18 protein-coding genes and 2 pseudogenes are annotated in these 20,437 nt (G+C 66.5%); 11 read left to right on the top strand and 9 right to left on the bottom strand.

Annotation, left to right across the window (positions count from 1 at the left end; genetic code table 11):
- Positions 1–41: 41 nt before the first annotated feature.
- Complete coding sequence (locus tag ACQY5A_RS24455; RefSeq protein WP_428342831.1) at positions 42–173, bottom strand: hypothetical protein; 132 nt, start codon at positions 171–173, stop codon at positions 42–44.
- 145 nt (positions 174–318) lie between these two features.
- On the opposite strand from ACQY5A_RS24455, the gene ACQY5A_RS24450 reads away from it, so the two are divergent.
- Positions 319–966: a TetR/AcrR family transcriptional regulator gene (locus tag ACQY5A_RS24450; protein WP_428342830.1), complete on the top strand. Its 648-nt coding sequence runs from the start codon at positions 319–321 to the stop codon at positions 964–966.
- 92 nt (positions 967–1,058) lie between these two features.
- Here the strand turns inward: ACQY5A_RS24450 and ACQY5A_RS24445 are convergent, their stop codons facing one another.
- The gene (locus ACQY5A_RS24445; RefSeq protein WP_428342829.1) at positions 1,059–1,982 is read right to left on the bottom strand and encodes an alpha/beta hydrolase; all 924 of its coding nucleotides are present in this window, start codon (positions 1,980–1,982) and stop codon (positions 1,059–1,061) included.
- A gap of 46 nt (positions 1,983–2,028) precedes the next feature.
- Here ACQY5A_RS24445 and ACQY5A_RS24440 point away from each other — a divergent pair, with 46 nt between their 5' ends.
- Complete coding sequence (locus tag ACQY5A_RS24440; RefSeq protein ID WP_428342828.1) at positions 2,029–3,381, top strand: FAD-binding oxidoreductase; 1,353 nt, start codon at positions 2,029–2,031, stop codon at positions 3,379–3,381.
- A 186-nt stretch (positions 3,382–3,567) separates the two neighbouring features.
- Positions 3,568–4,629 carry a GGDEF domain-containing protein gene (locus ACQY5A_RS24435; protein ID WP_428342827.1) on the top strand — a complete coding sequence of 354 codons (1,062 nt, stop codon included), beginning with the start codon at positions 3,568–3,570 and terminating at the stop codon, positions 4,627–4,629.
- 2 nt (positions 4,630–4,631) lie between these two features.
- Here the strand turns inward: ACQY5A_RS24435 and ACQY5A_RS24430 are convergent, their stop codons facing one another.
- Entirely contained in the window at positions 4,632–5,171 is a 540-nt protein-coding gene (locus tag ACQY5A_RS24430; protein WP_428342826.1) for a TetR/AcrR family transcriptional regulator, read from the bottom strand.
- A 106-nt stretch (positions 5,172–5,277) separates the two neighbouring features.
- Between ACQY5A_RS24430 and ACQY5A_RS24425 the strand changes: the two genes are divergently transcribed.
- Positions 5,278–5,907 carry an SDR family NAD(P)-dependent oxidoreductase gene (locus ACQY5A_RS24425; RefSeq protein WP_428342825.1) on the top strand — a complete coding sequence of 210 codons (630 nt, stop codon included), beginning with the start codon at positions 5,278–5,280 and terminating at the stop codon, positions 5,905–5,907.
- 15 nt (positions 5,908–5,922) lie between these two features.
- Here the strand turns inward: ACQY5A_RS24425 and ACQY5A_RS24420 are convergent, their stop codons facing one another.
- From ACQY5A_RS24420 to ACQY5A_RS24410, 3 genes and pseudogenes are all read right to left on the bottom strand, one after another.
- Positions 5,923–6,735 carry a thioesterase family protein gene (locus ACQY5A_RS24420; RefSeq protein WP_428342824.1) on the bottom strand — a complete coding sequence of 271 codons (813 nt, stop codon included), beginning with the start codon at positions 6,733–6,735 and terminating at the stop codon, positions 5,923–5,925.
- Positions 6,732–7,571, bottom strand: coding sequence for an SMP-30/gluconolactonase/LRE family protein (locus tag ACQY5A_RS24415; RefSeq protein ID WP_428343323.1), 840 nt, complete (start codon positions 7,569–7,571; stop codon positions 6,732–6,734). The genes ACQY5A_RS24420 and ACQY5A_RS24415 overlap by 4 nt, the downstream gene beginning before the upstream one ends.
- Positions 7,564–7,683 (bottom strand): annotated as a pseudogene (locus ACQY5A_RS24410) (SRPBCC family protein); the annotation flags it as partial. The gene ACQY5A_RS24415 and the pseudogene ACQY5A_RS24410, both read right to left, overlap by 8 nt.
- Positions 7,684–7,841: 158 nt before the next feature.
- On the opposite strand from ACQY5A_RS24410, the gene ACQY5A_RS24405 reads away from it, so the two are divergent.
- From ACQY5A_RS24405 to ACQY5A_RS24395, 3 genes and pseudogenes are all read left to right on the top strand, one after another.
- Entirely contained in the window at positions 7,842–8,762 is a 921-nt protein-coding gene (locus ACQY5A_RS24405) for an LLM class F420-dependent oxidoreductase (RefSeq protein WP_428342823.1), read from the top strand.
- A gap of 47 nt (positions 8,763–8,809) precedes the next feature.
- Positions 8,810–9,691, top strand: a complete 882-nt coding sequence (locus ACQY5A_RS24400; protein ID WP_428342822.1) for an acyl-CoA thioesterase — start codon at positions 8,810–8,812, stop codon at positions 9,689–9,691.
- Between the two features lie 5 nt (positions 9,692–9,696).
- Positions 9,697–10,895 (top strand): annotated as a pseudogene (locus tag ACQY5A_RS24395) (acyl-CoA dehydrogenase family protein).
- Between the two features lie 105 nt (positions 10,896–11,000).
- Here the strand turns inward: ACQY5A_RS24395 and ACQY5A_RS24390 are convergent.
- From ACQY5A_RS24390 to ACQY5A_RS24380, 3 genes are all read right to left on the bottom strand, one after another.
- A complete protein-coding gene (locus tag ACQY5A_RS24390; protein WP_428342821.1) occupies positions 11,001–12,251 on the bottom strand; it encodes an HNH endonuclease signature motif containing protein in 1,251 nt (416 codons plus the stop codon).
- A 213-nt stretch (positions 12,252–12,464) separates the two neighbouring features.
- Complete coding sequence (locus ACQY5A_RS24385; protein WP_428342820.1) at positions 12,465–13,157, bottom strand: DUF427 domain-containing protein; 693 nt, start codon at positions 13,155–13,157, stop codon at positions 12,465–12,467.
- 65 nt (positions 13,158–13,222) lie between these two features.
- Positions 13,223–16,537 carry a helix-turn-helix transcriptional regulator gene (locus ACQY5A_RS24380; RefSeq protein ID WP_428342819.1) on the bottom strand — a complete coding sequence of 1,105 codons (3,315 nt, stop codon included), beginning with the start codon at positions 16,535–16,537 and terminating at the stop codon, positions 13,223–13,225.
- A 153-nt stretch (positions 16,538–16,690) separates the two neighbouring features.
- On the opposite strand from ACQY5A_RS24380, the gene ACQY5A_RS24375 reads away from it, so the two are divergent.
- From ACQY5A_RS24375 to ACQY5A_RS24360, 4 genes are all read left to right on the top strand, one after another.
- A complete protein-coding gene (locus ACQY5A_RS24375) occupies positions 16,691–17,860 on the top strand; it encodes a CaiB/BaiF CoA transferase family protein (protein ID WP_428342818.1) in 1,170 nt (389 codons plus the stop codon).
- A 95-nt stretch (positions 17,861–17,955) separates the two neighbouring features.
- On the top strand, positions 17,956–18,522 hold the full coding sequence (locus ACQY5A_RS24370) for a hypothetical protein (RefSeq protein WP_428342817.1): 567 nt from the start codon (positions 17,956–17,958) through the stop codon (positions 18,520–18,522).
- Positions 18,522–19,226 carry an NIPSNAP family protein gene (locus ACQY5A_RS24365; RefSeq protein ID WP_428342816.1) on the top strand — a complete coding sequence of 235 codons (705 nt, stop codon included), beginning with the start codon at positions 18,522–18,524 and terminating at the stop codon, positions 19,224–19,226. The genes ACQY5A_RS24370 and ACQY5A_RS24365 overlap by 1 nt, the downstream gene beginning before the upstream one ends.
- Entirely contained in the window at positions 19,223–20,437 is a 1,215-nt protein-coding gene (locus tag ACQY5A_RS24360) for a cytochrome P450 (RefSeq protein ID WP_428342815.1), read from the top strand. Before ACQY5A_RS24365 ends, ACQY5A_RS24360 begins: the two co-directional genes overlap by 4 nt.

Below are 20,437 nucleotides of genomic sequence, written 5' to 3'. Positions count from 1 at the left end.
AAAGTCCGCGCTGGCGTCGACCTCGAAGGGTGTGAGCCGGCTTAGACCGGCGGGTAGGCCGGCGGCGGGTAGCCCCGGCCGTCTTCCACGCCGCGCAGGCCGAACGGCAGGTACCTGAAGAAGTACTCGAGTTCGTCGGAAAAGTCGTAGCTGGGATCGGGATCCGGTTGCATCTGACTGCCTCTCGAGTCGGCTCGCGCTTCCTGCCGAAGTGTAGTCCCGGCGGGCAGCGCGCAACAGTGAACTGTCCTGTTGCCTAGACTACCCAACTAGTTGATTGACTCCGGGCGGCCCCCGGACTGCCGATAGCGAGAAGACATGCCATCCGAGAACGGGCTCACCCGCCGCGAGGAGCTGCTGGTTGTTGCCACCAAGTTGTTCGCCGCGCGCGGTTATCACGGCACCCGGATGGACGACGTCGCCGACGTGGTCGGCCTGAACAAGGCCACCGTCTACCACTACTACGCCAGCAAGTCGCTGATCCTCTACGACATCTACCAGCAGGCCGCGGAGCGGACCCTGGCTGCCGTGCACGACGATCCGACGATGTCGGCCCGCGAGGCGCTCTACCAATACACCGTGCGACTGCTCAACCAGATTGCCGCCAACCCCGAAGGCGCCGCGGTCTACTTCCAAGAGCAGCCCTACATCACCGAGTGGTTCACCGCGGAGCAGGTCGCTGCGGTCCGCGAGAAGGAGACCCAGGTGTACGAGCACGTGCACGGGCTCATCGACCGCGGCATCGCCAGCGGCGAGTTCTACGAAAGCGACTCCCACGTCCTGGCCCTCGGCTACATCGGGATGACGCTGGGTGCCTACCGCTGGCTTCGGCCGAGCGGACGACGCAGCGCCAAGGAGATCGCCGCCGAATTCAGCACCGCGCTGCTCCGCGGCCTGATTCGGGACGAGGCGGTCCGGGTCCATTCCCCGCTCGGGACAGCCAAAGCGGAGATCGTCGCGCCCTGACGGACCTGTTTCGCCTCGACGGCAAGGGCGGCGTAGGCGTCATTCGCTGAGCCTGACTGCCCGGCTCCTCCTCATCGCGCTGCGCGTCCCCCTCACCGCTGCGCGGCTGGAGGCACCCCCACTGCATCGTCGCCGGTGGCCAAAACCCGTCCCAGAAATTCGAGTTGGTCGGCGATCACGCGCTCGAACGCGTCGCCGACGTAGATTTCGAAATGCCCTTCGGGATAAAGCTTTATCTCGCCACGCGGCGCCGTCGCGGCATAGCGGCGGGTCGGACCGGACGGCGCAACCGTGTCGGACTCGCAGATGCAGAACAGGATTGGGCAGGGCACCTTCGCCGCAAGTCGGCCCGGCCGGTAGGGCAGCATCTTCACACCGATGCGGGCCGCCACCTCGTTGCGCATCTGCGCACCGTCGGGCACCAGGGCCAGGTAGCCGGGGTAAGCATCGGGTGACGTCATCAGCGCCACGTCGCCCGGGTGTCCGGCGGTCGGCACCATCACCGGATTACCCCCGAAGCGGGCAGTGACGAGGTCGCGGGTGGCCAGCGCGGTGAGTCGGACGCTGATCAGCGGATTGATCGCGCCCAGCGACGCGACGCTGTCGGTGAACGGGCACTGGGCCACGACCGCGGCGATGCCCGGCACCCGTGCCGCCGTGGCGATCACATGGCCACCACTGAAAGATGTGCCCCACAAGCCAATTCGACTGGGATCGATCCCGGGCAGCGTGCGTGCGAATGCCGCGGCGACCGTCCAGTCCTGCAACTGCATCCGGATGTCGAGCAGTTGTCGTGGTGCGCCCTCGCTGTCGCCGAAGTTCCGGTAGTCGAACACCAGACAGGCGTAACCGGCCGCGGCGAATCGTTCGGCGTAGGCGTCGAGGCGCATCGTGCGAACCGCGCCCAAACCGTGCGCCATCACCAGCAGCGGGGAGTTGCCGCTGCCCTCGGGCCGGTAGAGCCACGCGCTGATCCGGTCGCTGCCGGAGTTGAACCAGACATCTTCACGCTGCATGACACTCATCCTGCACGGCGATCGGCGCGTGTGATAGACCCACGGAATGGCCGCGAGTGTGCCGCAGCAGCTGTCGTCGCTGGTGGGGGCGAATTACGTCAGCACCGATCCCGACGTGCTAGCGGGCCGCAGCGTCGACTACACCGGCCGCTATCGCGGCCACGCCAGCGCCCTGGTGCGACCGGGTTCGGCCGGCGAGGTCGCCGAGGTATTGCGGGTATGCCGCGACGCCGGCACCCATGTGACGGTCCAGGGCGGCCGGACGTCGTTGGTGGCCGGGACCGTCCCCGAACACGACGACGTGTTGCTGTCCACCGAAAGGCTGTGCACCGTCGGCGATGTCGACGCGACCGAGCGTCGCGTGCCGGCCGGGGCCGGGGCAACGTTGAGCGCGGTGCAGCGGGCCGCGAGCGCGGCCGGACTGGTGTTCGGTGTCGACCTTGCCGCGCGTGACACCGCGACCGTCGGGGGGATGGCCTCGACCAACGCCGGCGGGTTGCGCACTTTGCGGTACGGCAACATGGGCAGCCAGGTCATCGGCATGGACGTTGCGCTGCCGGACGGGTCGGTGCTGCGGCGGCATTCGCCGGTGCGGGCCGACAACACCGGCTACGACCTGCCGTCGCTGTTCGTCGGCGCCGAAGGGACACTGGGCGTGATCACGGCGCTCGACCTGCGTCTGCATCCGGATCCGGCGCATCGCATCACCGCCATCTGCGGTTTCGACGAGCTCAGCGCGCTGGCGGACGCGGGCCGACTGTTCCGCGAGATGGATGGCATCGCGGCGCTGGAACTGATCGACGGCCGGGCCGGTGCGCTGGCCGAAGAGCATCTCGGCGTCCCCCCGCCGGTGCACGACCGCTGGCTGCTGCTGGTGGAGTTGGCGGCCGACCACGACCAGACCGACCGGCTAGCCGACGCGCTGGAGGGTGTGCGTACGTCGAGTGAGCCGGTGGTGGGCGTCGATCCCGCTGCGCAGCAACGGCTTTGGCGGGTCCGCGAATCACTGGCCGAGGTGGTTGGGGTGTATGGTCCGCCGCTGAAGTTCGACGTGTCCTTGCCGCTGTCCGCGGTGGACCGGTTCGCCCGCGATGCCGAGGCGCTCATTCAGCGGCACGCCGCCGACGCCTTCGGGGTGCTGTTCGGACACATCGGTGAGGGCAACCTGCATCTGAATCTGTTGCGCTGCAGCGCTGAGCAGGAGAAGAAGCTATACGCCGCGATGATGGACCTGATCGCCGAATGCGGCGGCAACGTGAGCTCCGAGCATGGGGTCGGCAGCCGAAAACGTCGCTACCTCGGCATGTCCCGCGACGCCGCCGATATCGCGGCGATGCGATTGTTGAAATCGGCTTTCGACCCGACCGGCTATCTCAACGCCGCGGTGCTATTCGACTGAGCGTTGGCATGCCTGAATTGTTTCTTCGCCCTCGTGGCGGGCGAAATGTAGTGCAGACCAGGTCTGTGGGCCGCACAATGTCTGACAGCATGGAAAATGCATGCATAACGAATATGAAGTGAAGCGGGGGGCAGCAACGTGAGCGCCGTTCGGCGATGGTGGGGCCGACGCGACCAGTTTGACTGGTTGGCTCTGTATTTGAATACCCGGGGTATCCGGTTGACATGGCGGGCACTGATCGCTGCTGTGATCGCAGCGATTTCCGTGATTCCAGCTGCGGTGTTGGCCGGGCCGACCCTGCCGCGCTACCCGGCCGCCGAAGTCGTCGGACCGGCTGTCAGCGGCGCGGGTTTGACCATGGCCTTGCTGTGGCTGATCCGTTGGCCTACCCGCGTCCAATCCCTCGTGTATGCGCTGACGGGGAGCATCTGCATCACGGGTGCCTGCCTCGTGCAACGCGACCCACTCGCAGGCATGCTGGGCTGTTGCGCGTTTGCCGTGCTCGGCGGCTACATCGCCTTCTTTCACACCGCGCAATACACGGCGATTAATTTCGTGATCGCCATGACCACCGCCGTCACGTTGGCAGGACGTCTCGTCCGCTCCTACGACATCTTCGTGGCGGGCGGCGGGTTGATGCTCATCCTCGTTCTCAACGTCGCGTTTCCGTTTGCGGTGCAATGGCTTGTCCATTCGCTTGCCAGCGAATTACGGCAGTCAAGTCGCGACCCGCTGACCGGCTTATTGATCCGCCGGGCTTTTTATCAATCGACATACGGGTTGCTGCTGCGCCGCCGACAAGGTCCGAGGTATTTGGCCGTGGCGATGATCGATCTGGACAACTTCAAGCGCCTCAACGACACTCAAGGCCACGCCGCCGGGGACGAGGCATTGGTGGCAGTGGCAGGTGCCCTCCGCCTGGCCAGCCCGGACACATCGATCATCGCGCGCTTCGGCGGCGAAGAATTCGTCGTCGCCGACATCTACCACACCGACGGCTTACACGACGTCGCTGAACATTTGCGAAATGCCGTCGGCGCTACCCGCTACCCCGTCACGGCCAGCATCGGCATCATCAGCACCCCGCTGGGCCCGAGCTTCGACCCCGCCGAGCGTGAACTCATCAACGATCTGATCAACGCAGCCGACTCGGCGATGTACGCCGCCAAGCGCGCCGGGGGCAACCAGAGCCGCTCGGACCATCTCAACGCATCGCCGTTCGCGGCAGCCAAAGGAAGCGCCGCGTAGGTTCAGTCCGCTTGAGCCTTGATGCCGACCGCGTGCCGCAGCTGCGCCAGAAATTCTTCGGCGTCATCGCTGCGAATCATGTAGTGCGAGAACGCTACTCGGATCGCTGTGGCGGCCTTGACCGCGGCATTGGGGCCTGGCACCAGCCGCTGCAGACCGTCGCGCATCTGCGGGATGACGGCCGAGAACTGGGTGATGACGTGCTCGGGCTCGATGTCGACCATCCGCACACCGGTGTAGGAATGCTGGTAGTCCACGATGAAACGCAGCGCCGCGTCGAGCTTGTCGGTGCCTTTGAGTCCGGCTGTTGCCCGGCTCATACCGCTTTCGAAGGTGATCCGCTCGTACCTGGAGAACGCCGAGAGCAGGTCTTCTTTGGAGGCGAACCAGCGATACAGCGTCGGCCTGGACACCCCCGCCTGTACCGCGACGTCGGACAGGCTGAGCTTGCGCTTGCCATTGCGGCCGAGGACCTCAGCGGTCGCCGCGAGGATCCGCTGTTGTGTCGAGGTGTCGCCCTCGATGGTCGACGTCTGGTCCATACCCGCAACTTTACAAAATTAGGCCGAAGTGTCACGCTGTTTTCGTGCCACTGTTAGCTGATCACCCGAGCTTAGCTGGGCAAGCCCGAAACGCCGGGCGTCTGCGGTGAGCCGCGCCAGAGCGGTCGTCATCACCGAAGCGTCCTCGCCGGTCGCATGCGCCACCGCGGCCCGATTGGCGGCGGGCGGGCATCTGGTCATGATGGGCAGCCGCCGGTCGCAGGTCTGCGAGGACTTCGCCGCCCGGCTCCGGTCCGGGGGTGCGTCGGTGTTCGCAGCTCACCTGGACCTGGCCGACCCGCCCACGATCGATCGATTCATGAAATCCGCCGACTATCTGATCGGTGAGGTCGACGTGCTGATCAGCACGGCCGGTGTGATCGACAGATCCTGGGCGGGCGCGCAACACCTTGTGGGACAACTTGTTCCGCCGATGATCGACAACGGTCGCGGAGACGTTGTACTGCTCAGCCCGGAACTGGTCGGCGCGTCGCCGGCCGGGGCGGACCGGATGCTCGAGGCTTGGGTCAGCGGCTTGGACGCCGAATTCGTCGGAACCGGCGTGCGGGCCTCGATCGTCCGCTCGACCGGCGCGGTGCCAGCAGCCGACGCCGGCTGCCTGATCGCCGCGGCCATCAGCGCACCCGACCAGATGCACCTACGTGTCGTCGACGTCATCCCGGCGCGCCGCGAGAGTGCAATCAGTGACGGCCTATCTCGGGAAATGCGCTACTAGTTGCACTCTCGCGAGTCAGCCGGGCCGGCGGCGCACCAGCACCGACTGTTGAATGCTGCCCACGGCCCCGGTCTCGTCGAACAGCGTGCCCACCGTCGTCCCGATGCCGTCCGGGCCGTAGTTGGTCTCGGCACGGATGCCGACCCACTCCCCGTCGGGGACCCGGTGCACGTGTACGACAAGGTCGTTGTTCAAGAACGTCCAGGTGGTGATGTCGATCTTGGAGCCAATTCCGTTGGCGCAGTCGGCAACCGCGAACAACCGCTGCAACGGTGTCATCGTCTCGCCGTTGACCAGGCTGGTCGTCGGCTTGATCCAGGACTCGCCCGGACCCTGGTTGAGTGGACTGGTCAGCCAGCGCCAATCGAGGCTGTGCACGTAGTTCCGGTCGAAGTTCTTCGCCAGATCGCGGCTGCGGGCCTCGCTGCGTGGACGCGGCAGGGGCGCGGCGTCGTGCGCCACCTCCGTGGTGTCGAGCTGCTGCAGCCGCCAGCCGGTGGCGCGCGCCGTCGGCCGCGGCCGGCCATCGGGTCCAAGGGCCAACGTTTCGGCGCTGATCAACTCGATCTGCTTACCGGGACGCTCGATTTTCGAGCGGACCCACATGTCGCCGTCGGCCGGAACCGGACCCAGCAGGTCGACCGCGACCCGGCTGAGCCGGGTGTCATCACGCGGTACGCAGCGCTCCAGCGCGCGGACCAGCAGCGCCGACACCGGCGCGGCATGCTGGATCTTCGCCGTCCAGGTGCTGCGTACCAGGTCTGTGGCAGTGAACTTTTCGCCCACCGGGTCGGCGGCGTCGGTCAACTCGTAATAGGAATTGTTCACGCTCCCACCGCGGCCACCCCGGGAGTATCCACGATCACCGTGTCCACTCGGGAGAGACGCGTACCGACCAGACGCTTGGGGTAGGCGTCGCTGCTCGACAGCATGAACAGTGTGCGGTCAGCGACCCCGCCGAGCATGCAGGCGATTGCCGCGCGGTCGCCGATGTCGATGCGATGGGTTACGTACCCCTCACCACCGCCGTTCTCGATGCGCTCGAACTGGTGCGCCAGCGTCATCGCCGTCCACACGCCGCCCTCGGCATCGAGACAGATGCCGTCCGGCGGGCCGTCCAGACCGTCCGCGAAGACTCGCCGGTCGGACAGGTCCCCGTCCTCGCCGATGGTGTACGAGGTCAACCGCCGGCCGATCGACTCGGCGACGATCAGGGTCTGGCGGTCGGGCGTGATCGCCATGCCGTTGGGGAAGTCGAGGTCGCGCGCCACCACGCTGACGGTGTCGTCGGGATCGACCCGCAGGATCACGCCGCCTTCGAACGCTTGCGACCCGACGTAGGCACGGCCGTGGTGATCGACCACCATGTCGCCGAGGTCCGCCGGTGCGAGCGCGCTCAATTCGGCTACGGTGCTCACGTTTTCGCCGTCGTAGGCCAGCAGCGTTCGGTTCTCGGCGGACACGATCATCAGCGTCCCGTCTGGGCGAAAGCCCAGGCCGGAGGGCGCGTGTCCGGGCAACGGCAGCGTGGTCATCGACCCGCCGACGGTGACGGTGTGCACGGCCTCGCCCAGCATGTCGGAGAACCACAGCAGACCCTCGAACCAGCGCGGGCCTTCGCCGAAGCAGAACCCGGTTGCCAGCGGGGTCAATCCGTCAACCATGGCTGTCATCGACCCCGTCCAATTCTCGGGCTATTGCCCGGCGGTAGGCGTCGATTTTGGCGGGATTGGCCTGTCGGAACATGGCATCGGGCAGCGGTGCGTGCTTGTAGGCCGTTTCCGAACTCGTCGTCATTGATGCCCAACGTCAGCACTCCTTCGCGGCGGTAGAACGGACCAGCCTGTCATCCGATTGGCTTTACAGATTATCGTACAAATGTCACGCGGTAGCTTGCAGGGATACCGTCGGCGCTCAGCGAAGGAGAGCGGCAGATGCATTTCACCATCACCCACCCGATGCACAGCCACCCCTACAACCCGGAGTTGGTCACGGGCGAGGGCATCGCGAAAGTGGCTGCGGCCGCTGAAGCCGCGGGTATCCACGGCTTCGGGTTCACCGACCACCCGGCGCCGAGTCAGCGCTGGCTCGAGGCCGGCGGGCACGACGCGCTGGACCCGTTCGTCGCGATGGGATACGCCGCGGCGCACACCACCACGCTGCGGCTGATCCCCAACATTGTGGTGCTGCCGTATCGAAACCCGTTCGTAGTGGCCAAGTCTGGCGCGACACTCGACTTGTTGTCCGGCGGTAGGTTCACCCTCGCCGTCGGTGTCGGCTACCTCAAGCGGGAGTTCGCCGCACTCGGGGTGGACTTCGAGGAGCGTGCCGCACTCTTCGATGAGGCACTCGACGCCATCCGCGCCATCTGGACCTCCGACGACGTCACGTTCGAGGGCGCGCACTTCAGCGCTCACGGCGTCACCGCGCACCCCCGGCCGGTGAGCGATCCGCATCCGCCGATCTGGATCGGCGGCAACAGCGGGGCGGCCCGCCGGCGGGTCGCCGAGAAGGGTGACGGTTGGTGCCCCTTCGCCGCGCCACCGCAGCTGGCGCAGACCGCACGCACGGCGGCGATGGACTCCATCGAGGCCCTCGCCGACGGCATCGACGATCTGCGCCGCCGGCTCGACAAGGCAGACCGGGACCCCTCGACGATCGACATCGTCTTCGGCAACTTCGAGGGCGGCAGCCCGGCCGCCGACGACTTCGACGCCGAGGCCTACCTGGGCGGACTGGAACGACTGGCCAAGCTCGGCGTGAACTGGGTGCAGGTCGGCCTTCCGGGCGACAGCCTGGCGCACGCGCTGGACGTCATCGACCGGTTCAAGACCCTGGTGATCGACGCTTCCTGATGACGCGATGCCTTTACAAGGTTTGATGAGAATGTCATTCTCGCTAGGTGACAACAGACTCTGAGCAGACGCACTGGTCGGTCGCCGGCCTCTTGGACTTGTTCGATGCGCGCGAGGCCGCAGACGGCCGATTCGCCGCCGACACCGGCATCGCTGCGGAGGACCAACGTCAGGTGGTCGAGGGCACGCAGGTGCTCGCCCAGGTGATTGTCGCTGTCGCCAAACGGTTTCCGGAAAAGTCGGTGCGTTCGGTGCACGCCGTGTTCGCCCGCGCTGTGCTGGTCGGGCCGCCGGTCGAGATCGACATCGACGTCGTCGCCGAGGGACGCTCGACAGCGACCGCGGTGGTTGGCGTGTCGCAGAACGGACGTCGCGCCATCACGGTGACCGCGCTGCTGGACGTGCCGTCCGGCGACGTCATCCGCCACCACCTGCCCCGCCCCGAGGTGACCGCGCCCCGCGACGCCAACGACGGTGGGATGGCGATGGCCGGACGGGAACTGCGGCTCGTCGACGTCGTCGACGTGAACAGCCCCGACGAGGTCGGACCCCCGGAGCTGTATGCGTGGCTGCACTACGACCCGATTCCGGGCCGCGATGATCTGGCCAAGGCGTTGGTAGCGTATTTCACCGGCCACCTTGGGATTTCGACCACCATGCGCGCCCACGAGGGCATCGGCACCGCCCAGTCGCATCTGACCGTGTCGACCGCGCCGATGACGGTGTCAGTCAGCTTCCACGAGCCGGTGACGTGGACCGGCTGGCTGCTCTACACACACGAGAGCACCCAGGCGGGTGCGGGCATGTCGTATGTCCGCGGCGCCGTGCACACCGAACAGGGTGAGCTGATCGCGTCGTTCGCTCAGGACGCGCTGATCCGGCCGCTGCGCACGACCGACAACTCCATCAAAACCGAAGCGCGGCTTTAACAGTCATGGACTTCGGATGCGTCGAACTATCCCCGGACGACACCGAATTCCGAGATCGGTTGCGGGCATTCCTGGTCGACGTGGTCACCGACGAGGTGATCCGCCGGGACCGGGAGACGGGGGAGAACTTCGACGAGGGCGTGCACCTGGCACTGGGCGCCGAGGGCTATCTGGCCGCCGACTGGAACGACGAGCACGACGGCGGCTTCAGCGCGTTGCGCCGGCGCATCTGGGATCTGGAGATCGGCCGGGCGCACACGCCGTGGTTCCACTGGGGCACCACCGCTGTGGTGGCGAAACTGGTGCGCCAGTTTGGACCGCCGGACCTGACCGCCGAGGTACTGCCAGGCGTGCTCGCTGGTGAGACCCGGCTGTGCCTGGGTTACACCGAGCCCGAGGGCGGCTCGGACGTGGCGACGTGCAAAACCCGCGCGATGCGTGAAGCGGATGGATCTAGCTGGGTCATTAACGGCTCCAAGATGTTCACCTCGAACGCCCACAACGCCACATATGTCTTCCTGCTCACCAACACCGACCCGGATGCGCCGAAACACAAGAACCTGACCATGTTTCTGGTGCCGCTCGACACGCCCGGCGTCGACATCCAAGCCATCCGCACCGTCGACGGCGACCGCACCAACATCGTCTTCTACAGCGACGTGCGGGTCGACGACAAATATCGCATCGGAGCCGTGAACGGCGGCTGGGGAGTGCTACGGGGCGCGCTCGACGAGGAGCACGGCACCGCTGAAAAAGCGAACGACGGTCTGCAACGGGTCGCGGTGATGAGCGAGCACCTGACGCTGATGGCCGACGCGATCGACCGAATCGCGGCGCTGGCCACGCGCCGGGGTGCCAACGGCCGCCGCCTGATCGATGACACGTCGGTGGCATATCGGTTGGGCCGCAGCGTTGCTCGAACTGAAGCTGCGCTGAGCACACCGGGGATGTTCGGCCGGGTGGCTAATGCGCAGACCATGCGCGACGTCGCGCCGGACCTGATGGACATCCTCGGTACCGCGTCGGCGCTCCCGGTCGACACCGAGGGGGCCGCCGACGGAGCCGACAATGGCGGCGCGGAATACATCTTCCGACTGGCCTCGCCGGTCGGTATCTACGGCGGCACCCTCGAGGTGTTCCGCAACATGATCGCCCAGCACGCGCTGGGGCTGGGCGACCGAACTACTCGCCGCCGAGGTCCTGAATGAGGGTGGGGCCAGTTCGTCGGGTATCGCGAACGAATATCGCTGTGCCTGAGCCTGTTTGGGCTTAGGCACGGTGCCGGTAATGACCGGCTCCGATAGCCAACCTAGTTCATTGTTGGTGGTGGTTGGGGTTGGAAGGGGTCGTACCACCACCAGTCGGCGCGCTCGCCGGTGGGCCCCGGGTATGGCGGGACAGCGGGCGGGGGTTGGGTGGGAGGACGCGCCAGCGATCCCGGGCTCAGTTCTCGGCCGGTGCTGTCGGTGACGACGAGATCGTCGGCGGGTCCGGTGATGGTGATGACCCCGCGGTGGTGCAACCGATGGTGATACGGGCATACCAACACCAGGTTAAACAACTCGGTGGGGCCGCCGTCTTCCCAGTGCCGGATGTGGTGTGCGTGCAAACCGCGGGTGGCCCCACAGCCGGGAACCGCGCAGGTGGGATGGCGGTGCTCAAGGGCACGGCGCAGCCGCCGGTTGATCAGCCGGGTCGCTCGGCCGGCGCCGATGACCTCGCCGTGCCGTTCGAACCAGACTTCACACGTGGCGTCACAGGTCAGGTATCGGCGTTGGGCGTCGGGCAGCAGCGGACCCAGATGCAGCGCCGCGGCGCGCTGCTCCACATCGAGGTGTACCACCACCGTAGTGTGCTGCCCGTGGGGCCGGCGGGTGGCCTCGGCGTCCCAGCCGGCCTGGATCAGGCGCATAAACGCCTCGACGGTGCCCGGCAACGGGGGCCGCTGATCTGGGGCGCCCGCGCCACTGCCGTGATCTTGTTTCCATTCGGCGAACAGCGCATCACGATGAGACGCCAAGGCGGCGTCGAACTTCGCCGCGTCCTCGTGGGGGAGTCTGATCCGATAGCAGCTGAACTCCTCGCCGGAAGTCTTGGTGATCGAGGGCTGCGGCTGTGGCCGCGGATCGGGTTCGGGTCGCGGTTCCAGCTTGACCGCGGTGCGCAGCTGGCTGACTGTGGCGACCGCCGCCAGCTGCGCGTAATGCTCATCGGAACCCTCGCCCGCCCGCGCCGCGATGACCCCGACCTGATCCAGCGACAGCCGACCCTCCCGCATGCCCGCCGCGCAGCGGGGAAACTCCTGCAGCCGGCCCGCCACGGTGGCGACCGTGTGGGCATTACCCGAGGACCAGCCCAGCTTCCAGGCCACCAACGCCGCCACCGACCGCGCACCCGTAGCCCCGCAGAGCTCGTCGCGATCCAGCTCGGCGACGATCTCCACAATGCGCCCATCAATCGCGTTGCGCTGACCAGCCAACTCCGCCAACTCCTCGAACAACACCTCAAGACGCTCGCTAGGACTCACCGCCACAGCGTCAGTGGATGTGATCGAGGACATGACGCCATCATGGCAGCCCGGTCCGACAAGTTTCGGCTGACGATCCGCGCCCAGACCGGCCAGCGAATTTAGTGCGCAGATTCCGCAGCCCAAAACCGAAAAACAACGGGTCAACCCGCCGCGGCTACCTCGAACCCCGAATCGTCAGCCAAGTCAAGTGGAGCTGTTCCGCAACATGATCGCCCAGCACGCCCGGGGGCTGGGGCGACCGAACTATTCGCCGCCGAGGTCCTGAACGGGCAGCTCGGCGACCACTGCCGCACGGTCGGCGTCGAAGCTGAAAAAGCCTGTGATGGGACGGCTTTCCGGCGGGGGATCAAGGTAGCACCATGCCACATCGTGGATTTCGGTATCGCCGACGACAGCCGACCAGTAGGTCGCGTAGCCCTTGTAGTTGCAGTAGGTCGACGTATCCGATTGCCGCAGAAGCTCTCTGCGCACGTGTGCCGGGTGGACATAAAGCCGAGGATCCAAGGCGGTCTCGAACACGATCACCGTATCGTCGGTGTCCACCAGCGTGCTGTCGGCCACCTGGACCCGCAATCGCCGGGTGGTGGGCCGGCAGTCGACGCGGTGATACGGGTTGGGCGGATAGTGCACCAGGGTGCGTCCTTCTTCGATCCAGGTGTCCACCGCATCCCACGGCACTTGCACGAATCCTGGTGCCTCGGCAACGGGTTCACTGGGCAGGTCGCGTGTCTCCGCGGCGGGAAAACCGAAGCTAAGCGGGCGATCGGGCCGGTGCACCAGCAACGCACGCTCGGTGTCGATCACCGTGCGCCCGTCTTTCACCGCCTGGATGCGACGGGGATGCGGCTCGACGTAGACTACGACGGCGGGCACCGTCGGCGAAAACCACCCGGCCGGAGCACTGCTCAGCGGCCCGTGCCCGGTGACCATGCTCATGGGCCCTCCCAGGCGTCGGCTCGGCACCTCTGAGCACAGGGTACGGCGGGCTGACCACAAGCCAGTCACTTGGTGTGTCGGGCGGCTTCTTGGACAAGGTGTACCCGCGACGAGATGCCAAGTTTGGTATAGGTGTGCGTGAGGTGGGACTGCACGGTGCGTGGTGAGATGAACAGCCGCGCGGCAATGTCCTTGCTTGACAGTCCTTCGCTGACGAGCCGAACGACGTCGCGTTCGGCAGGCGTCAGCGACTCCCACCCGCTGGTCGGGCGGCCGCGGGCACCGCGGCCCCGCTGCGCGTAGCTGATCGACTCGCCGGTGGACAGCGCGCGGCCTTCCGACCACGCAGCATCAAAAGCCTGCTTTCCCAATGCGTCCCGTAGAGCCGCCAACGCCGTGTCGTAGGCCGCCTGGAAGACCTTGAACCGCACTTCGCCTTGCCGCTGCCGCATGCTTTCGGCAGCACCGAAGAGCCGGGCGGCATGCTCGGGGTTGGTGGCGAGTGTTGCCAGACATTCGAGAGCATCGGGGAGGTACAGGTAGCCGCCGGTGTGCTCGGCGACCGCGACGGCATCGTGCAGGTCTGTTTCAGCCTGCTGCGGCTCACCTTGCGCGATCGCGACCCGGGCGCGCGCGGTCAGCGCGAGCATCTGATGGGAGCCTGGAGCGACCGCCACGGTGTCATCCGCCCAGCGGCGGGCTGCGATGAGGTCGCCGCAGCCCATCGCCGCCTCGGCCATCGGCGCGAGACTTCTGGTGAATAACTCCTTCAAGGGATAGGTATGCAGGCATGCCGCATCGCAGGCCTGCTTGGCCGCGGCGGCGTCGCCGCCGGCCAGCGCTGCATTTGCCAAGGCGACGTAGGCGTTGTCTTCGTGGAAACCGCCCAGGGCGGCCCCGATTTCGAGGACGGCTTCGGCCGCGGCGCGGGCCGCCGTGGCTTCACCGGTGAACGCCATCGAGTGCGCCAGGCTGACCAGACCGAGTGCTTCCATTGGGCGGTCCCCGGCGGCCCGCGCCTCCTCGACCAGCGAACGGGACACCAGGAGGCCCTCGGCGAGATTGCCCCGGTTCGCCAGCGCTACGCCGAGGAACGTCCTGCTGTACCGGGACATAAAGCTGTCGCCAAGCGTGTCGGCGAGGTCTCGCCCTTCCTCGCCGGCCGCTTGCGCAGCGATCGGATCACCGGCCACGGTACCGACGAAGCTTTGGTAGGCGCGTAGCTGAGAAAGCGCCGCGAGGTCACCCGATGCCCGAGCCAGGTCCGCCGCTTCGACGAAATACGGCTGTGCGAGTTCGGGATCGTTGAACGCCAGCATGCCGCAGGTAGCCAGGCTTTGTACGACGAGCGCCTGATCGCCAAGTTGGCGGGCCGCGGCCAAGGCTTCCTCCGCGCGCTGCAGGCTGAACGGGTGGAAGAACCACACCGCCAGCAGCCCGGCGTCGGCGATCGCCCGCACCCAAACAGCGGGGGCGACGTCACCATCGCGGTAACGCTCTTTGCTGAAGACGTTGTCGAATAGGGCCACACCTTCGCGAAAACGTGCGCGTGTCAGCCACAGCCGCTGCAACGCCGACACGAGTTGCAACGCCGGCTCGAACTCCTCAGCGTCGCAGCTCCAGGCGTGCGCCGCCCGCAGGTTGTCCATTTCTAGTTCCGCCCACGGGACCAGCGGTGCTTCGTCGCCGAGTCCCTGTGCCGCCAGCGTCATCGCGCCGGCGGTGTAGTGGTCGCGGTGACGGGTCCGCACCGCCTCGGCTTCGCCAGACTCCGTGAGCTTTTCCAGACCGTATTGGCGCACCGTTTCCAGCAGGCGGTACCGCATAACACTGTCGACTTCTTCGGCGACGACCAGTGACTTGTCCACGAGGAGGCCGAGTAGATCGATCAGCTGAAATTGCTCCACCTCCGCGTCGGCACCTACCGAGAGAGCGGCGTCGAGGTCGAACCCGCCCATGAAGACGGCCAGGCGGCGGAATAAGATGCGTTCCGGCTCGGTCAGCATGGCATGCGACCAGTCGATGGACGCGCGCAACGTCTGTTGGCGGCGAACCGCGTTGCGCGCGCCGCCGGCGAGTAGGCGAAAGTTGTGGTGCAGACTGTCGACGATCTGGGTCAGCGACAGCGTGCGGGTGCGCGCGGCGGCCAGCTCGATAGCCAGCGGCATGCCATCCAGGCGTCGGCAGATCTCAGCGATGCCCGACGAATTGCCTTCAGTGAGGCGGAAATTCGGCCTCGTCCGACGGGCACGGTCGACAAACAATTCGACGGCCTCGCCGTCCACCGACAGCGACGGCACCCGCCATGTCAGCTCCCCGGCGATGCCGATCGGCTCCCGGCTGGTCGCCAATACGGTGACATTCGGACCCGCATCGAGCAGAGCCGTCACCAGATCCACGCTCGCGTCCAGTAGATGCTCGCAATTGTCGAGCACCAGCAGCATCGTGCGGTTCCGGACGAACTTCGACAGGATCTCCATGGTGGAGCGGCCCGGTTGGTCCGCAAGACCCAAAGTTCGTGCCAGCACGACCGGCACTACAAGGGGGTTAGTGACCGGAGCAAGATCGACAAACCAGGTGCCACCGGCGCACTCGTCTGCCACTTGGCCGGCGACCTGCACCGCCAACCGGGTCTTTCCGACTCCGCCCGCGCCGGTCAAGGTCACCAACCTGTTCTCTTTCAAGTTCTGCCTGATGTCGCTGACTTGCGAGCCGCGGCCGACGAAGCTAGTCAGCTGGACCGGAAGATGAGCAGCACCATCGTTATTCGCGGTGCGCAGCGGTGGGAAGTCGTTGCACATCTCGGGATGGTTCAGTTGCATGACCCGCTCCGCGCGCGGCAGGTCCCGTAACGCGTGTTCGCCAAGGTCGGTCAGCCAAGCATCAGCGGGTAACCGGTCGACGACCAATTGTTCGGTTGCTCCGGAAAGCACGGTCTGCCCGCCGTGGCCGAGGTCGCGCAGTCGTGCGGTCCGGTTGATCGTGGTTCCGGCGTAGTTGCCAGCGTCGCGCAACTGCACTTCCCCGGTGTGCAGCCCGATGCGGATGCGGATCGGCGACAGCTCGGCTAGCTGCAGTTGCAGCGCGCAGGCGACGGCGTCGCTGGCGCGGGCGAACGCGACGACGAAGCTGTCACCTTCGCCCTGTTCTACGGGCCGCACCCCATTATGGGCGGCGACCAGGTCGTCGACCGTGCGGTTAAGCCGCTCGAGCGCCGTTGTCATGGAGTCCGATTGGGTCTCCCAAAGCCGCGTCGAGCCTTCGACGTCGGCAAGGAGCAACGTCACGGTTCCCGTTGGGAGCTCGCCCACGCTCTGCTCGTTCCAGGTCAGCAGCGGCGTATCCGCATGCAGATCAATTGCGCTCATGCTAGCCAGCATCTGGGCACAGTGACCGACAAACATCAGCACAAATGCGTAGAGCCCGACAATCACCGTGCGGATTTACCACCCGGCAGAGAATGACATGCTTCGTGAGACCGCGACGTGGCACGGAAAGTCAGTCCGTACAGAACCGACGAGAGGATGCCGAGAATGGCCGGACCGATGGAGGGCATCAACGTCGTCGAGCTCGGCGTGTGGGTGGCCGGACCCGCGACCGGCGGCATCCTCGCCGACTGGGGCGCCGACGTCATCAAGATCGAGCCGCCGACCGGCGACCCGGCCCGGATGTTCGGCCGCATGCTCGGACTCGACGTCGACGTCAGCCCGCCGTTCGAGATGGACAACCGGTCCAAACGCAGCATCGTCCTTGACCTGACCGCCAAGGACGGCGTCCGCACCGCGCTCGAATTGATCAGCGGCGCCGATGTTTTCATCACCAACGTCCGGCCCGGAGCGTTACGCAGGCTCGGGCTGGACTACGAGTCGCTGGCCCCGGACTACCCGCGCCTGGTGTACGGCCTGATCACCGGCTACGGCGAGACCGGACCGGACGCCGATCGGGCGGCCTACGACGTGGCCGCGTTCTGGGCCCGCGGCGGCCTGGCGCACCTGCTGACCCGGCCCGGGCAGACACCGCCGTTCCAGCGCGGCGGGATGGGCGATCACTCCGCCGGCATGACGCTGGCCGCGGCGGTCTGCGCCGCGCTGGTCGGCCGGGGTCGCACGGGAGACGGTCAGTTGGTCAGCACCTCGCTCTACCGTCAGGGCGCCTACACCGTCAGCTTCGACCTGAACACCTACCTGATGTCGGGTCAGCCGATCGCGATCGGGCAACGCGAGACGATGTTCAATCCGTGCATGAACAACTACGCCACGGCGGACGGCCGCCGGTTCTGGATCGTCGGGTTGGAGGTCGAGCGGCACTGGCCCCCGTTGTGCCGCGCCGTCGGCAAGGCCGAGTGGCTGGACGATCCACGGTTCATCGATCCGCGGTCCCGCGCAGTCAACGCGGTCGAGCTGATCAGCGAGCTGGACCAGATATTCGCTGCCAAGTCCCTGGACGAGTGGGCCGCAATCTTCGCCGGCGAACCGGACTTCTTCTGGTCGCCGGTCAACAGCATCGAGGATGTCATCGCGGACGAGCAGTTTCACGCCGCCGGCGGCATGGTCGACGTGCCGGATGGCCACGCGGTCATACCGATGGTCGCGACACCGGCCGATTTCCACGGCACACCGTGGGCGCCGCGCGCACCCGCGCCGCAGCTCGGCCAGCACACCGGTGAAGTCCTCGCCGAGCTCGAGTCGCGGCGAAATTCTTGATTGAAGCGAAACTTTACAGATTGTAGTAAAAGTGTCACGCTGGGTCCCGGTCGTCGAACGCGCAGAGGCGTTCGATCTGCTGAAGGGATGCGATGGTGGCCTTCGAGGTGGACTTCGAGAATCGACGGCCACCGATGCCGCATCGCGACAGCGGATCGGTCAAATACCGTCTCGACGTCGTCGCATGCAGTGCCGCGGACGTAGTGGGCTCGATCGGTGGCTGGCTCTATGACCGGGTGCGAGCCGGGTGGGACGTCAAGGTGCTGCTGCCGCAGGAGTGCGACGACCGTCCGTTGCAGATCCTTGGCGTGCACGCCGTCGAACTCGATCCGCACATCCTCGCCGCGAGCACCGACTGCGCGGCCCGCGGTCTGGCCGTCAGTGCGGACATGTTCGCCACCGACGGGCGCATCCGGCACGAGGTGCTGGCGGCGCTGGATCGCTGGATGACGGAAGTGACTCTCTGGCATGAGGATTGGCCGCTGAGCGTGGGGCATCGCACCACCACTGTGCAGCATGTGCTCTCCGGCGCTGCCCGGGCCTTCAAGCGTCACGCGCTCGTCGCGGCCGGAATACCGGGGGAGGTCGGCCCGACCGAGACGCTGCGCAGCGACATGAAAGCCTCGTTGCCGGTTGATTCCGAACTGATCCCGGTTGGCTGATGCGGACGTACCACAGCCACACCCTGCTGTATCTGCACGAGACGATCGCGCTGGGCTCGGGATCGAGCGACCGATTCTCCGCGGCATTCACCGACGTCTATCAGCCGATGATGCAGGAGTTGGGCGCCCGATTGTTCGCCCTGTGGGAGTCCACGCCATTTAACGGGCACTGGCCGCAGGTGACGATCATCTGGGAGATCGACGCGTTCGCCGACTACGCGCGGATCGGCTCCGCTCAGGCGCGCGGCGGCAGCCACCACGCGGCGGCCGGGAAGTGGGCGGCCTTTCTCGCCGGTATCGGGGCTTCCGGTGAGGGCCGGATCATGTACCCGGGGCCGAGCAACAAGACGCTCACCCAGCTGTGCGACACCAATTTCAGTGCGTCCGTGGTGATTCAGGAGATCATGCAGACCAAGCCCGGTCGCCAGGACGACTACATCCGTGAGCTGGAGCGACTGTACGTGCCGTGGTCGGAACGTACCGGTAAGCACTGGCTGGGTTCGTTCACCACCACGTTTCGCTTCAACGAGGTGATCCACTACTGGGCGCTGGACGGCGGCTGGGACTGCTTCGCCGAGCACTATCCGTCCTGGAAGGAAAGCCCGCCGGTCGAGATCGTCACCTGGATGAGCGTTGCCCCGGCCCTGCGCGACGGGTGGGAAGACTCGGTCCTGCAAGCTCTTCCACCGTCGCCACTGCAATGAATGATTTCAGCTACGACCCGTTCGACCCGGCGGTGATGGCCGACCCATTGCCGTACTACCGGGTTCTGCGGGAGCGCCATCCGGTGTATTACCTGCCCAAGTGGGACACGTTCGCACTGTCACGGTTCGACGACATCTGGGATGTGCTGGCGCTCAACGACGGAACCTTCGTCGCTTCGGAGGGGACGTTGCCGCCGGCGACCGTGCTGGCCCGTCACAACCAGGGGCCGGTCGCCGACCCGCCGTTGCACCCGTTGCCGTTTCACGCAGTGTTCGACAGGCCGATCTACGACGGTGTACGCCGGGCGCACAGCCAGCCGTTCCGGCCGAACCGGGCGGCGGGGAGGGAAGCCCGGATCCGCGAGCTGGCCAACGAGCGACTGGACGAACTGCTGCCGCGCGGCACGTTCGACCTGACCCAGGAATACGGCGGCATCGTCGTGGCCTCGGTGGTCTGCGAATTACTGGGTGTACCAGTTGAATTCGCATCCGATGTGCTGGCAACCGTGAACGCGGGCAGCCTGGCCGAACCCGGCAGCGGCGTCGACACCGCCGCAGCCCGGCCGAACTACCTGGAGCACCTGATTCCTGCCGTCCGTCGGCGACGAGCCGCCGCCGACGACGGTGAGCTGCCGGTGGTCGACGGGCTGCTCGGTTACCGACTACCCGACGACAGCGCGCTCGACGACGTCGAAGTGGCCACCCAGATGCTATGCGTGTTCATCGGCGGGACCGAGACCGTACCCAAGGTGGTGGCCCACGGTCTGTGGGAACTGCTGCGGCATCCTGACCAGCTGGCCGCGGTGCGTGCGGACCCGGCCGCCAATGTGGGTGTCGCGCGCGAGGAGATGATCCGCTACTGCGCTCCCGCCCAGTGGTTCGCCCGTACCGCACGTAGACCGTTCACGATTCACGACACCACCATCGAACCGGGGCAGCGCATCATCACGTTGCTCGCCTCGGCCAACCGGGACGAGCGCGAATACCCGCAGCCCGACGAGTTCATCTGGAACCGGGCCATCGGCCGCTCGCTGGCGTTCGGCCGCGGGCAGCATTTCTGCCTGGGCTACCACCTGGCCCGCCTGGAAGTGTCGATCCTGGTGACCGAATGGCTGCGGCGCGTGCCGGACTACCGCATCATCGACGAGGCGGCGTTCCGCCCGCCGTCCAGCTTCCAGTGGGGCTGGAGCCGGTTGCCGGTGGAGGTGTGA

This window comes from Mycobacterium sp., from assembly GCF_965277065.1.
GTDB lineage: Bacteria > Actinomycetota > Actinomycetes > Mycobacteriales > Mycobacteriaceae > Mycobacterium.
The sequence above is the reverse complement of the archived record's forward strand: the minus strand, read 5'-3'. Positions and strand labels throughout refer to the sequence as shown.